The organism is Mycobacterium sp. E2497 (assembly GCF_001668695.1).
Taxonomy (GTDB): domain Bacteria; phylum Actinomycetota; class Actinomycetes; order Mycobacteriales; family Mycobacteriaceae; genus Mycobacterium.
The window spans coordinates 1-15,878 of the sequence record NZ_LZKD01000101.1; the positions used below are offsets into that span (position 1 = coordinate 1).

The 15,878-nt window shown below is 70.6% G+C and carries 1 protein-coding gene and 1 pseudogene; both read right to left on the reverse strand.

Features of this window, described 5'->3' with window-relative positions:
* Nucleotides 1-2,377 (reverse strand): AMP-binding protein (locus A5713_RS07725; RefSeq protein WP_156751793.1); only part of this gene is annotated, 2,377 nt, incomplete at its 3' end.
* A 416-nt stretch (nucleotides 2,378-2,793) separates the two neighbouring features.
* Nucleotides 2,794-15,878: pseudogene (locus A5713_RS29660) on the reverse strand (amino acid adenylation domain-containing protein); the annotation flags it as partial.

Below are 15,878 nucleotides of genomic sequence, written 5' to 3' on the forward strand. Positions count from 1 at the left end.
GTCCGGCCCCGGCCACGTACAGCTCACCCACCGCCCCCGGCGGCACCGGCCGCAGCCACCCGTCGAGCACGAAAAACGCCGCGCCGGCCACCGGCGACCCGATCGGCGGCGCCCCCGAGCCCGCCACCAACGGCGCACTCTTGGCCACCCACATCGTGGTCTCCGTGGGCCCGTAGACGTTGACCATCACCCGCCCGGGCGCCCACCGGTCCACCACCGCCGCGGGGCACGCCTCGGCCCCCACCACCAGCGCCGCCTCCAGCCCCTGCGGGGACAACACCCCCACTGCGGACGGTGTCTGGGTCAACACCGACACCCGCTGCCCAATCAACAACGCGTGCAGGTCATCCGCGCGCCGCACCACGGCGTCGGGCACCACCACCAGGTGGCCCCCGTGCAAGAGCGCACCCCAGATCTCCCACACCGAAAAATCGAAGGCCAGGGAATGGCACTGCGACCAGACCTGTCCCGCCGCCAGCAATCCATCACCGGCCAGCGCCTCGAACAGTTGCGTCACGTTGCGGTGCGTGACCGCCACCCCTTTGGGCACGCCCGTCGTGCCGGACGTGTAGATCACGTGCGCCACGTCGTCTGCGGCCGGCCCGACCGGCGGGTCGCACGGTTGGCCCTCGATCGCCGGATCGTCGATTTCGACCACGACGTCCAGGGACCCATCCAACCGCGGCCGCAGGCCCGGGGAAACGATCACCGCCACCGGTGCGGCGTCGGCGAGCATGAACTGCACCCGGTCCGCCGGCGACGCCGGATCAATCGGCACGTAGGCGGCCCCCGCCTTGAGCACGCCCAGCACCGCGGTCACCGCCTCCCCCGACCGCTCCGCCAACAGGCCCACCCGCGTCCCCCGACCCACGCCGCGCCCAATGAGCCAGTGCGCCAATCGGTTCGATGCCTCGTCCACCTCGCGGTACGACCAGGACCGCTGCCCGCACGAAACGGCGGGAGCCTCGGGCGTGCGAGCCGCCTGAGCCGCGAATAGCTCAGGAATCGACACCGCCGGCGGCCCATCCGGGCCCAGGGCGGGCCGATTACCCCACTCGTCCAGGCGCACCCGCTCGGTCTCGTCGAGCACGTCGATGGACCGCAACCGCCGCGTCGCATCCGACGTCAACGCCACCAACACCCGCTCCAGGCGGCCCGCCAGATAGGAGACGCCGAGGCTGGCGAACGGCTCCCACGCGCCCGCCGTACTGAGGAACAGCTGGTCGCCGTCGGTGGAAAAGATCAAACCGAAACCAGTTGCCTGCCCCGAGTTGGTGTACGACGCCGAGGCTGTGACGCCGCCGAAGGGCAGGGTGAACGCGGACGGGAGAAAATTGACGCTCACCCGTTCGGGCGGCCCCGCCGAGCCGCGGGTTTTGCGTTCCAGCGCTTGCACCGGAAAGCGTTGGTGCTCAACCGCTTCCCGGACCCGTGCATCCACGTGTCGGCAGAACTCGACGACGGTGAGCTCTGGCGAGACGCCCAGCACCAGCGGCACCACACCGGCGACCATGCCTGGCAGGGTCTTCGACTCCGGACGGACGCGCCTGTTGACGGGGAAGTCGAGCACCACCTCCGAGCCGTCTCCGCTCCACTCCCGCACCACCAGCGCGCACGCGGCCGTGATGACCGACGTCTGGGAGACTCCCCACACCTGGGAGAGGTTGTTGACCCGGCGAAGGATGCCGGTGTCCAAGGCGACCGGCGCGGACGGCCACGGATCGCGCTCGCCCGTGGCACGCGGCGCCCGATGGTGGGCCGCGTCGTTGGCGGGCAGGTGCTGCGTCCAGTAGGCCTCGTCGTCCCGGTAATCGCCGGACGCCTCGTAGCCGGACTCGCAGGCGATCAGATCCTGCAGCGAGCCGAAGACGGCCGGAGGGATGGGCGCGGCGGAAACGATGGCCGAGTAGATGGAGGCGATGCGGTGCCCGACGAGGGCGACACCGGTTCCGTCGATGACGATGTGGTGGCAGCACGCGAACAGGTGAAATTGGTCGGCGCGGGTCTGGAAGAGGGCGAACCGGAACAGCGGGCCCGTGGGCGACATGGGCGTCCGCTGGATGGACAACGCCGTCCGCCGGGCCTCCGTGACGGCATCGCGGGAGCCGGTGAGGTCATGGAACGCGACCTCGACGTCGGGGTAGTCGACCGCCTGTTGGAAGACCTGGCCGTCTGCCTCGACGAACGACGCCCTGATGGGTTCGGCTTCTTCCAGCGCTTGTCGGATCGCCCACTTCAGCGCATCACGGTGAACCCTGCCGTTGATGGTGACGAAGAGGCCGATCTGCCATTCCGTGCCGGAGTGGCCGGTCTCCTGCGCGAGCCAGATGTCTAGTTGCCCGCGAGTAGGCGGAAGTGCCCGGTCACCAAGCTCCATCCGACTTCCCAACCATAGGGCTCACCCTTGAAACCCCCGGTTGCCGGCGCCGCTCGACCGAACTCCTCCGCAATGCCTGTTCGGTCCCGCTTGATGTAGTTGACACACGCGGCGTGGTCCGTGCCGGATCCTCGCCGCTGTTGCCGCTCGTCGCCGCTAAGAAGGCGGATCTGCCGCTGTCGCCATGGAGCGGGCCGACCCCAGTATCTCCGTCAACTTAGTCAACATAGGTGCAACAGTCCGAAAGGTTAACGGAAGATCACGATCAAGCGCTAGGGGTTTCTAAAAACTCCCAGGAACCCGTCAGATATTCAGGGAAGTCGCCGCAAAAGATACGAGAAGGATGTTTTACGGCTCCAAACCGACCTAAGAATTGGGACGGCCCCGCGGGGCCGTCCCAATCCACGGTGTGCGGCTTAGAGCAGGCCGAGCAGCTGCAGGTCGGTGACGTACTTGACGATCACCGGCGCCGTGATGTGCGGGATATCGTTGTCGGCGCCGATCTTGGCTTCCTGCACCGCGGCGCGGAACCGGTCGGTCGGGGCGAACGACCCGCGGGCCGGCTCCGGCGCCTGCAGCTGGTTGTAGCCCGGCACCTGCAGCATCTGCAGGACCGAGTGCTTGCGCTGGTGCTCCGGCAGTTCGCGCAGGGCGGCCTCGAACCGCTGCAGCCACTCGCCGAAGTCGTCGATGCGCTCGATCGGGTAGCCGGCCTCGATCAGCCAGTCGACGTACTCATCGATGCCGATCCCGTCGTCGTGCGGGTTCATCACGTGATAGGTCTCGAACCCTTGCATCACCTGGGCGCCCAGCGTGGTGACCGCCTCGGCGACGAACTCCACCGGCAGCGCATCGAAGTGCGCCCGCTGCCGGTTGCCCTCGGCATCCAGCTGATAGAACGAGCGCGGCGCGATGCCGGTGGCCACCAGGCTCAGCACCATCCGGGTGAACATGTCCGACAGGTTGAACTGGCCGGCGTAGCTGGTGTCGGACAGGATCATGTCGGAGCGGAACACCGAGACCGGCAGCCCGCACATGTCGTGGGCCTCGCGCAGCAACACCTCGCCGGCCCACTTGCTGTTGCCGTAGCCGTTGGCGTAGCTGCCGTCGATCTTGCGGATGGGGCTGATGACCCGGATGTCGGCGTCCTCGGTGAATGCCGCCGGGTCGATCTGGCGGCCGACGTCGGAGGTGGACACGTAGGCGTAGGGCTTCAGCTTGCTCGTCAGGGCAACCCGGATCAGCTCGGCGGTGCCCGCGACGTTGGGGGCGAACAGCTCGCTGTAGGGCAGCACGCCGTTGACCAGGGCCGCCGAGTCCACGATCAGGTCGACGGTGTCGGCCAGCCGTTGCCACGTCGGCTCATCCAGGCCCAGGTTCGCCGCACCCTTGTCGCCCGCGATGACCTCCAGGTGATCGGCGGCCAACTCCTGGAAATACCGCAGCAACTTCGGATCCCCGCTGTCGAAGGTCTTCTCCAGCCGCTGACGCGCCTCCTCGTCCGAGCCGGCCCGCACCAGGCAGATCAGCTTGCCGTCCACCAGCTCCAGCTGCTCCAGCCACTGCAGGGCCAGGTAACGGCCCAAGAAACCGGTCGCCCCGGTCAACAGGACCGTCCGCACCTCCGAGCTCGGGCCGGGCAGCGACGGTGCGCCACCCAGCGTCGCCGCGTCGATGAACTTCTCCAGCGTCAGATCGCTCGCGTAGATCTGGGTGGCGTCACGACCATGCACGGAGGCGAAGCTGGCCTCCCCACCCTCGGCTTCGTCCGCGCCGCTGGCATCGTGCTCCGCCCGTTGGCCGAGGCGGCGCACCGTCGGCGCCTCGAACAAGGTGCGCACCGAGAGGTTGGCGTCGAGGGCCGTGTTGATCTCGGCGATCACCCGCATGGCGGACAGCGAGTCGCCGCCGAGGTCGAAGAACGAGTCCTCGACCGAAACCCGCTGCAGCCCAAGGACGTTGGCGTAGATCTCGGCGAGGGTCTCTTCCACGGGGGTGGCCGGGGCCCGGTATTCGCCGCCGGTCTTCTGGTACTCGGGGGCGGGCAGGGCCCGTTTGTCGAGCTTGCCGTTGACCGTCAACGGCAGCGCGTCCAGCACCACCACCGCAACCGGCACCATGTACGCCGGCAGCCTTTCGCCCAACTGGGCCCGGATCTCGGCCGGGTCAGCGGTGCCGGTGATGTAGCCGACCAACCGCTTGTCGCCGGGGCGGTCCTCGCGGGCGATCACCGCCGCCTGCTCCACCCCGTCCAAACCGGCCAGGGCTGCCTGGATTTCGCCGAGCTCGATGCGGTAGCCACGGATCTTGACCTGCTCGTCGACCCGGCCCAGGTACTGCAGCTGGCCGTCGGCGCCCCAGCGGACCAGGTCCCCGGTGCGATACATGCGCGCACCTGGCGCCCCGAACGGGCACGCCACGAACCGCGAGGCCGTCAGGCCAGAGCGGCGCGCATAACCGGCCGCCACACCACGACCGGCGATGTAGAGCTCGCCGACGACGCCCTGCGGCGCCGGACGCAGCCACCTGTCCAGCACGAACAGCGCCGCCCCCGGGACCGGGGAGCCGATCGGGGCTCCCGTGTCCGGGTTCAGCGGCGCGCTCATCGCCGCGTACACCGTGCCCTCGGTCGGGCCGTAGGCGTTGATCATCACCCGGCCCGGCGCCCACCGGTCCACCACCTCGGGCGGGCAGGCCTCCCCGGCGACCACCAGCGCCGTCGCTTCCAGCCCCTCGGGCGAGAGCATCCCCACGGCCGACGGGGTCTGGCTGAGCACCGTCACGCTCTCCGCGACCAGCAGGGCGTGCAGGTCCTTCGGGGAGCCGGCCACGGACTCGGGCACCACGACCAGCCGGCCGCCGTGCAACAGCGCGCCGAAGATCTCGTGCACCGAGACGTCGAACACCAGCGAATGCCACTGCGCCCACACGCCCGGGGCCGGCAGGTCGGCGTGCAGCTTCTCCAGCAGTTGGGTGGCGTTGAGGTGGGTGACTGCCACACCTTTCGGGACACCCGTGGTGCCCGACGTGTAGATCAGGTACGCGATGTCCGCGGCCGTCGGTGCCGGTAGCGCCGTGGCGGGCTGGGTGTCCACCGCCGGGTCGTTGACGTCGATGACCAGCAGGTCGGAGCCGTCCAGCCGCGACCGCAGGTCGGCGGTCGTCACGGCGGCGACCGGCGCGGCGTCGGTGAGCACGAACTCGATCCGCGCCGCCGGAACCGCCGGGTCGATCGGCAGGTAGGCCGCCCCCGTCTTGAGCACCGCCAGGATGGCGACGATCGCCTCGGCCGAGCGGGAGAACAGCAGCGCCACGCTTTCGCCCGGGCCCGCGCCGTGCGCGGCGAGCAGGTGGGCCAACCGGTTCGCGGCCTCGTCCAGCTCGCGGTAGGTCATCGAGCGGCCCTCGAACGTCAGCGCCACGGACTCCGGCACGCGGGCCACCTGCCTGGCGAACAGGGCCGGGATCGACTTCGCCGCCCGCACCGGCGCGGTCAGCACCGCCCGGTTGCCCCACTCGTCGAGGCGGGCGCGCTCGTCGCCGTCCAGCACATCCATGACCGAGAGCCGCTGGCTGGAGTCGGCGGTCATCGCCCCCAACACCCGCTGGAAGCGCTCGATCAGCGACTCGATCCCGGCGGTGTCGAAGACGCTGGTGTCGAACTCGACGCGCAGGCCCAGTTCACGGCCCGGCAGCGCCATCACCGAGAGCGGGTAGTGGTTGTATTCGCGGTTGGTGACATCGGTGATCGCCAGCTCGTGGAAGCCCAGCGGCACGCTGGTGTCGATCGGGTAGTTCTCGTACAGGAACAGGGTGTCGAACAGCACGTCGTGTCCCGTGACGCGGTGAATCTCGTTGAGCGCCAGGTGCTCGTGCTCGATCGTGTCGTTATGGGCGCGCTGCAGTTGTTGCAGCAACTCGGCCACCGTCGTGCCCGCGCTGACGTTGGCGCGCACGGGCACCGTGTTGATCAGCAGGCCCACCATCGAGTCGGCGCCGACCAGATCGGCGGGCCGGCCCGACACCGCAGTGCCGAAGGCCACGTCGTGCTGGCCGGTCAACCTCATCAGCAGCTGCGCCCAGGCAGCCTGCAGCACGGTGTTGATCGTGGTGTGGCAGGACCGGGCCAACTCGCCCAGCGCGCGCGTCGTCTCCGCGGGCAGCCGGTACGACTCGACGCCGCGCCGACCCAGCCCCAGCCGGGCCGGCGGACCCACCAGCGTGGGGGTGTCGAAGCCGGCCATCACCACGGCCCACGCCGCCCGGGCGGCCGTGCGGTCCTGGGCCGTCAGCCAGTTCAGGTAGCTGCGGTAGGACGCGGGCGCGGGCAACCGCTCGCCGTAGTAGCTGGTCAGGATCTCCCGCAGCATGATCGGCAGCGACCATCCGTCCATCACGATGTGATGGTTGGTCAGGACGAACCGGTGCCGGTTGTCGGCGGTGCGGATCAACGCGGCCCGGAACGCCGGCCGGTGGGCGAGGTCGCTGACCGCCGCGCGCTCGGCAGCGCAGAGCTGTTCGATCTTCTCCTCGGGGTCCAGGTCTTCCGAGCCGAGCTGGACGTAACGCCATGCCATCACCGGGTCGGCAGGAATGACCTGAACCGGCTCGCCGAACTGCGGGCAGAACCGGGCCGCCAGGTTCGGATGCCGCTCGACGACGGTGTGGACGGCCTCACGCAACCGGTGCGCATCGAGGTCACCGGTCACGGTGATACCGAGCTGCACCGCATACACATCGTCGCCGAGGTCGTGCGCGAAGCTGGCGTGGAAGAGCAGCCCCTGCTGCAGCGGGGTCAACGGCAACACGTCGGCGACCGCGTACTGCTGGCACAAGTCGTCGAGCTGCTGCTGGGTCAGCCGGGCGGGGGCGACGTCCGACGGGGTCAGGCCGCCGCCGCCGCTGCGCACGTGCGCGCAGATCCCGGCGAGGGCCTCGAACCACAACTGGCTCAACCGGCTGACCTGCTCGTGGTCCAGCGCCGAGGGCGCCCAGGTCCAGTTGGCCTGCAGGTGGGGGCCGGCCTCGGTGTCCATGGTCCCGGCGTTGAGGTCGACGGTGTGCATCAACGGCATGGGCAGCGCCGCGCTGGCGGCGCCGGTGAACGACAGGCTGTCCTGGCTGATCCGCCACATCTCGCCGGGCAGGTCGGCGGCCGCACCCAGGCGGCCCAGGTAGTTGAACCCGATCACCGGGTCGGACCCTTCCAGGTCCACCTCGGCGTTCATGTACCGCAGCAGCCCGTAGGTCAGCGGGTCGGGCAGGGCGCGCAGCTGTTCCTTGGCCTTCTTCACCAGCTCGCCGAGCGCGGGGTCGCCGGCCATCACCTGCGCCCAGTCCAGCTCGCCGACGGTCAGCGCGACCGGGTACTTGGTGGTGAACCAGCCCACGGTGCGGGACAGGTCGACGTGCGGACCCAGTTCCTCGTGGCGGCCGTGGCCCTCCACGTCGATGCCGATCGGCGCGCCGGTGCCGACGAACCGCGCCCAGGCCAACCCGAACGCGATCAACAGGATGTCCTGCACCCCGGCGTGGAACGCCGCGGGCACCTCACCCAGCAGCATCCGGGTGGTGTCGACGTCCAGCGACACCGACAGCTGTTTGGCCGTCTCGTAGGTGTCGAGGTCGGGGCGCACCGCCGGCAACAGCGCCGGGGTCGCGGCGACCTCACGCCACGCGTCGGCCTGGGCGACGACGTCGGGGCGCTGGGCGTGCTCGGCCAGGATCGCCGACCACCGGGCGAACGACGTCCCGCCCGTCGGCAACGCCACCGGCTGGCCGCTGTGGTGCTGGGCCCAGGCGATGTTCAAGTCTTCCAACAGGATTCGCCACGACACCCCGTCGACGGCCAGGTGGTGAATCATCAGCGCCAGCTGGGCCGTGGCTTCGGCCCACACGGCGCGCAGCATGATGCCCGCCGCGGGGTTGAGCTGCGAACGCGCGGCCACCAGCGCCGCGTCGGACAACGTGTCGACGGTGTGCATGCACGCGTCCGCCTCGACCGCGCCGACCTCGGGCACGTGCAGCGACCAGCCGCCGGCGCCGTCGTCGTCCACCCGCATCCGCAGGGTGGCGTGCCGGTCCAGCAGCGACTGGAGCACCACCTGGACGTCCTCGCGGGTGACGCCCGCGGGGGCCTGCACGACCATGGTCTGGTTGAACTGGTCGGTGGGGCCGTCGACCTGCTGGAGCCAGCGCATGATCGGGGTGGCGACCACCGCGCCGAGGCCCTCGTCGACGACGTCGTCGTCGGAGGCCACGCCGGCCACCCGGGCCAGCCGGGCCACGGTCTGCTCGACGAAGACGTCGCGCGGGCGGCACACCACGCCGGCGGCGCGGGCGCGGGCGACGACCTGCATCGACAGGATGCTGTCGCCGCCGAGGTCGAAGAACGAGTCGTCGACGCCCACCCGCTCGAGGCCGAGGACCTGGGCGTAGATGGCGGCCAGGGTCTGTTCGACGGCTGTGGTCGGGGCGCGGTATTCACCGGTCGTCTTCTGGTACTCGGGGGCGGGCAGGGCCCGCTTGTCGAGCTTGCCGTTGACGGTCAACGGCAGCGCCTCCAGCACCACGATCGCGGCGGGCACCATGTATTTGGGCAGCCGTTCGCCGAGCCGGGCGCGGATCTCGGCCGGGTCGGCGGTGCCGGTGATGTAGCCGACCAGTCGCTTGTCGCCGGGGCGGTCCTCGCGGGCGATCACGGCCGACTGCTCGACGCCGTCCAGCGCCGCGAGCGCGGTCTGGATCTCGCCGAGCTCGATGCGGTAGCCGCGGATCTTGACCTGCTCGTCGGCCCGGCCCAGGTACTGCAGCTGGCCGTCGACGCCCCAGCGCACCAGGTCGCCGGTGCGGTACATCCGCGTCCCCGGCGCCCCGAACGGGCACGCGATGAAGCGCGACGCCGTCAGACCCGCCCGGCGCACGTACCCGGAGGCCACGCCGCGACCGGCGATGTACAGCTCGCCGACGACGCCCTCCGGCGCGGGTCGCAGCCACTTGTCCAGCACGAACAGCGCGGCCCCCGGCACGGGGGAGCCGATCGTCGGCGCCCCCGACTCGGCGGTCAGCGGCGCGCTCATCGATGCGTACACCGTGCCCTCGGTCGGGCCGTAGGCGTTGATCATCACGCGCCCCGGCGCCCACCGGTCCACCACCTCGGCCGGGCAGGCCTCGCCCGCCACGATCAGCGCGGTCGAATCCAGGCCGTCCGGCGACAGCATGCCCACCGCCGACGGGGTCTGGCACAACACGGTGACCTTCTCGGCGACCAGCAGCGCGTGCAGGTCGTCCGGGGAGCCGGCCACCGACTCGGGCACCACGACGAGGCGCCCGCCGTGCAGCAGCGGACCCCAGATCTCCCAGACCGACACGTCGAACACCAGCGAGTGCCACTGCGACCAGACGCCGGCCTCCGGCAGGTCGGCGGGCAGCTTCTTCAGCAGTTGGGTGACGTTCTGGTGGGTGACCGCCACGCCCTTGGGCGTTCCGGTGGTGCCCGAGGTGTAGATCATGTACGCGATGTCCTCGGGGGCCGGCCCGGGCAGCCCCGAGGTGGGCTGTTCGGCCACCGCCGGGTCGTCGACCTCGACGACCAGCAGGTCGAACCCGTCCAGGCGCGGCCGCAGCTCGGCCGTCGTCACCGCGGCGACCGGGGCCGCGTCGCCGAGCATGAACTCCATCCGGGACGCCGGGACGGCCGGGTCGATCGGCAGGTAGGCCGCGCCGGTCTTGAGGACGGCCAGGATCGACACGATCGCCTCAGCCGAACGCGACTGGAGCAGCGCCACGCTTTCGCCGGGGCCCGCGCCGTGCTCGGCCAGCAGGTGCGCCAGCCGGTTGGCGGCCTCGTCGAGTTCGCGGTAGGTCAGCGTGCGGCCGTCGAACGTCAGCGCCGGAGCCTCCGGGACGCGGGCGACCTGCTTGGCGAACAACGCCGGGATCGAGACAGCACCCGTCGCCGGCGCGGTCAGAACCGCCCGGTTGCCCCACTCGTCGAGGCGGTCGTGCTCGCCGCCATCGAGCAAGTCGATGGACAACAATCGCCGCCCTGCACCGACGGTCATGACTGCTCCTCCACATCTGCGGTCATGGCTTCCAGCACGCGCCGGAACCGCTCTATCAACCTCTCGATTCTGCCCGTGTCGAAGACTTCTGTATCGAATTCGACGCGAAGACCCAGTTCGTGACCCGGCACGGCTTGCACCGAGAGCGGGTAATGGTTGAATTCCCGGTTCGTGAAACCGTCGATGGCCAGTTCGTCGACGGTCGATAACGCGGCGGTATCGATTGGATAGTTCTCATACACGAACATGGTGTCGAATAATTGGTCGTGTCCCGTTACACGATGGATCTCATTCAGCGCTAAGTGCTGGTGCTCGAGCGTGTCGTTGTAGGCGCTTTGTAGCTGGTTGAGCAGGTCGGCGATGGTGGTCTCGGCGCCGATCGTGGCCCGCACCGGCACCGTGTTGATCAGCAGCCCCACCATCTGGTCCGAGCCGGCCAGATCGGTCGGGCGGCCGGAGACCGCCGTCCCGAAGGTGACGTCGTGCTGGCCGGTCAGCCACATCAGCAGCTGCGCCCACGCGCCCTGCAGCACGGTGCTGACGGTGGTGTGGCACGACCGGGCCAGCTCGCCGAGGGCCCGGGTGGTCTCCGCCGACATCTGGAACGACGAGACGGCCCGCGGCCCGAGGCTCATCCGGCCGGGCGGCCCGACCAGCGTGGGGGTGTCGAAGCCGGCCAGCACCCGCCGCCACGCCGCCTGGGCGGCGCCGCGGTCCTGCGCGGCCAACCAATCGACGAACTTGCGGTAAGGCACCGGGGCGGGCAGCGGCACCCCGTAGTAGGCGGCGAAGATCTCCTGCAGCAGAAGGGGTTTCGACCACCCGTCGAGCACGATGTGATGGTTGGTCAGCACGAAGCGGTGCCGGTTGTCCGCGGTGCGGATCAGCGCGGCCCGGAACGGCGGGCGCTCCGCCAGGTCGCACACCGCGGCGCGCTCGGCGGCGCACAGCTGCTGGATCTGCTCTTCGGGCTCGAGGTCTTCGGCGTCGAGTTCGACGTACCGCCACGCCAGCGGCGGGTCGGCCGAGAGCACCTGGACGGGCTCGCCGAAGTCTTCGATGAAGTGCGCCACCACGTTGGGATGCCGCTTGATGACGGCGTGCACGGCGTCGCTCAGCCGGTGCGGGTCGAGCGCACCGCTCACGCTGATGTCGAGCTGCACCGCGTACAGGTCGTCGCTCCCGTGCGCGGTGCCGGTGTGGAACAGCAGGCCCTGCTGCAGCGGGGTCAGCGGCAACACGTCGGCGATCGCGAAGCGCTGGCACAGCTCGTCGATGTCGCGCTGGGTCAGCCGGGCGGGGGCCAGGTCCGACGGGGTCAGCCCGCCGCCACCGCTGCGGACGTGGCTGCAGATGCCGCTCAGGGCGTCGAACCACAATTCGCTCAGCCGCCCGATCTGGACCTCGTCGAGCGCCGAGCGCGCCCACGTCCAGTTGGCCTGCAGCAGCGGGCCGGCGGCGGTGTCCAGGGTGCCGGCGTTGAGCTCGACGGTGTGCGGCAGCGGCATGGGCACCGCCGTCGCCGCCCCGGCAAATGCCAGGCTGTCCTGGTCGAGGCGCCAGAAGTCGCTGGAGAGGTCGGCGGCGCCGCCCAGGCGGCCCAGGTAGTTGAACCCGATCACCGGGTCCGAGCCGTCCAGCTCGACGTCCGGGTTCAGATAGCGCAGCAACCCGTAGGTCAGCGCGTCCGGCAGGGCACGCAGCTGCTCCTTGGCGTCCTTGACCAGCGCCCCCAGCTCGGCCTCACCGGCGACGACCTGACCCCAGGACAGGCCGCCGACCTTGAGCGCGACGGGGTACTTGGTGGTGAACCACCCGACGGTGCGGGACAGGTCGACGTGCGGGCCCAGCTCCTCGTGGCGGCCGTGGCCCTCGACGTCGATGGCGATCGGCGCGCCGGTGCCCACGAACTGCGCCCAGGCCAACCCGAACGCGATCAGCAGGATGTCCTGCACCCCGGCGTGGAACGCGGCGGGAACCTCGCCCAGCAACAACCGGGTGGTGTCGGCGTCGAGCGACACCGACAGCTGTCCCGCGCTGACGAAGGTGTCGATGTCGGGCGCCACCGCGGGCAGCGGCGCCGGCGTCGATGCGATCTGCCGCCACGCCTCGGCGGTGTCGACAACCTCCGGCCGGCGCGCGTGTTCGGCCAGCAGCGACGACCACCGGGCGAACGACATCCCGCCCACCGGCAGCGCCAACGGCTGGCCGCTGTGGTGCTGTGCCCAGGCAATGTTCAAGTCTTCCAACAGGATTCGCCACGACACGCCGTCGACGGCCAGGTGGTGGATGACCAACGCCAACTGGCCCGTGGAGGGCACCCACACCGCGCGCAGCATCGCGCCGCTGGCCGGGTTCAGCTGGTCGCGCGCGGCCGCCAGTGCCGTGTCGGACAGGGTCTCGACGGTGTGCACACACCCCGCGGCGTCGACCGCGCCGACCTCGGGCACCCGCAGGGACCAGCCGCCTTCGCCGTCGTCGTCGACTCGCAGCCGCAGCATGGCGTGCCGATCCAGCAAAGCCTGCAGGATCAGCACCACGTCGCTTTCGCCCACCCCGGCCGGCGCCTGCACCACCATGGTCTGGTTGAACTGCTCGACCGGGCCGTCGACGCTGTGCAGCCACCGCATGATCGGGGTGGCGACCACCGGGCCGATGCCCTCGTCGACCACGTCGTCGTCGGTGGCCAGTCCGGCGACCCGGGCCAGCCGGGCCACCGTCTGCTCGACGAAGATGTCGCGCGGGCGGCAGACCACACCGGCCGCCCGGGCGCGGGCGACGACCTGCATCGACAGGATGCTGTCGCCGCCGAGGTCGAAGAACGAGTCGTCGACGCCGACGCGCTCCACCCCCAGCACCTGGGCGTAGATGCCGGCCAGGATCTCCTCGATGGCCGTGCCCGGCGCCCGGTAGTGGTCGGCGTCGGAGTATTCCGGCGCCGGCAGCGCGCGGGTGTCCAGCTTGCCATTGACGGTCAGCGGCAGCGCCTCGAGCACCACCACGGCCGTGGGCACCATGTAGGCGGGCAGCCGCTCCCCGAGTTGGTTGCGGATCTCGGCCGGGTCGGCGGTGCCGGTCACGTAGCCCACCAGCCGCTTGTCGCCGGGGCGGTCCTCGCGGGCAATCACCGCCGCTTCGTTGACGCCGTCCAGGGCGGCCAGGGCCGCATGCACCTCACCGAGTTCGATGCGGTAACCGCGGATCTTGACCTGCTCGTCGGCGCGCCCCATGTACTGCAGCTGGCCGTCGGCGCCCCAGCGCACCAGGTCCCCGGTGCGATACATGCGCGCGCCGGCACCGCCGAAGGGGCACGCCACGAACCGCGTCGCGCACAGCCCCGAGCGGCCCACGTACCCGTACGCGAGGCCCCGGCCGGCGACATACAACTCGCCGACGACGCCCTCGGGCACCGGCCGCAGCCAGCCGTCCAGGACGAAGAAGCCCAGGTGGGCCAGCGGGACGCCGATGGGGCTGGCGTTGCTGTCCACGTCACCGTCGACGATCTCCCGGAACGACGCGTGGACCGTGGTCTCGGTGATGCCGTACATGTTGATCAGCCGCGGCAGCCCCGGATGGTGGTGCAGCCACTTGCCCAGCTTCTGCGGCTCGAGCGCCTCGCCGCCGAACACCACGGTCTGCAGCTTGAGCTGCTGGCCGAGTTCGGGCGCGAGAGAGTCGGCGGTCTGCAGCGCGTAGAACGCCGACGGCGTCTGGCTCAGCACGCTGACCTGTTCGCGGACCAGCATCGCGTGCAGCTCTTCGGGTGAACGCACCACCGCGTCGGGCACGATCACCAGCCGGCCGCCGTACAGCAGCGACCCGAAGATCTCCCACACCGAGAAGTCGAAGGCCAGCGAGTGGCACTGCGTCCACACCTGCCCCAACGCCAGCTGTGCGTCCAGGGACTCCAGCAGCTGGGTGACGTTGCGGTGCGGCACCGCGACGCCCTTGGGGGTGCCGGTGGTGCCGGACGTATAGATGATGTAGGCGATGTCCTCGGGCGACGGCGCGGGCAGCCCGTCGGTGGGCTGGCTCGCGACGGCGGGGTCGTCGAAGTCGATGATGTCCAGGTTCGAGCCGTCGAGCCGCGACCGCACCTCCGCGGTGGTGACCGCGGCGATCGGCGCGGCGTCGCCGAGCACGAACTGCATGCGCGTGTCCGGCACCGTCGGGTCGACCGGCACGTAGGCCGCCCCTGTCTTGAGCACCGCCAGGATCGCCACGACGGCCTCGGCCGTGCGCGGGAACAGCACCGCGACGCGCTCCCCCGGGCCGGCGCCCCGGCCGGCCAGCAGGTGCGCCAGCCGGTTCGCGGACTCCTCGACCTCGCCATAGGTCCACGACCGGTCGCCGTAGGTGATGGCCACCGCCTCCGGCGCGCGGGCCGCCTGGGCGGCGAACAGCTCCGGAATCGACGCCAGCTTGGGCGCCGCCTCGGCCAGCACCGGGCGGTTGCCCCAGTCGTCGAGCCGGTGGTGCTCGGCGGCGTCGAGCAGGTCGATCGAGGACAGCCGCCGTGAGGAGTCGGCGGTCATGGCCACCATCACCTGCTGCAGCCGCTCGATCAACGTGTCGATGGCGGCGCGGTTGAACACCTCGGTGTCGAACTCGACGCGCAAGCTCAGTTCGTGACCGGGCGAGGCCACCACCGACAGCGGGTAGTGGTTGAACTCCCGGCTGCTGAAGTCGGTGACGGCCAGCTCGTGGACGCCCAGCAGCGCGCCCGCGTCGATCGGGTAGTTCTCGTAGAGGAAGAGGGTGTCGAACAGCTGGTCGTGACCGGTGACGCGGTGGATCTCGGGCAGCGCCAGGTGCTCGTAGTCGACGGTGTCGTTGTGCAGGTGTTGTAGCTGGTCGAGCAGGTCGGCGACGGTGGTGGTCGCGGTGATCGTCGCCCGCACCGGCACCGTGTTGATCAGCAGGCCGACCATCGAGTCGGAGCCGTGCAGTTCGGTCGGCCGTCCGGAGACCGCGGTGCCGAAGGCCACGTCATGGTGGCCGGTCATCCAGGTCAGCAGCTGCGTCCACGCACCCTGCAGCACGGTGCTGATGGTGGTCCGGCACGAGCGGGCCAGCTCGCCGAGCGCCTTCGTGGTCTCGGCGGGCACGTGGAAGGCGGCAACGCCACGACGGCCGATCTGCCCGGGCGGGCCGACCAGGGTGGGGGTCTCGAAACCGGCCAGCGCCTGCGCCCACGCCGCCTGCGCGGCGGCGCGGTCCTGGTTGGTCAGCCAGGTCACGAAGCTGCGGTACGACGGGGCGGCGGGCAGCCGCTCGCCGTAGTAGCTGGCGAAGACCTCCTGCAGCAGGACGGGCAGCGACCAGCCGTCGACGACGATGTGGTGGATGGTCAGCACGAACCGGTGCCGGTCGGGCGCCGTGCGGATCAGCAAGCCCCGGAACGTGGGCTGGTCGGCCAGGTCGCACACCGCCGGGTG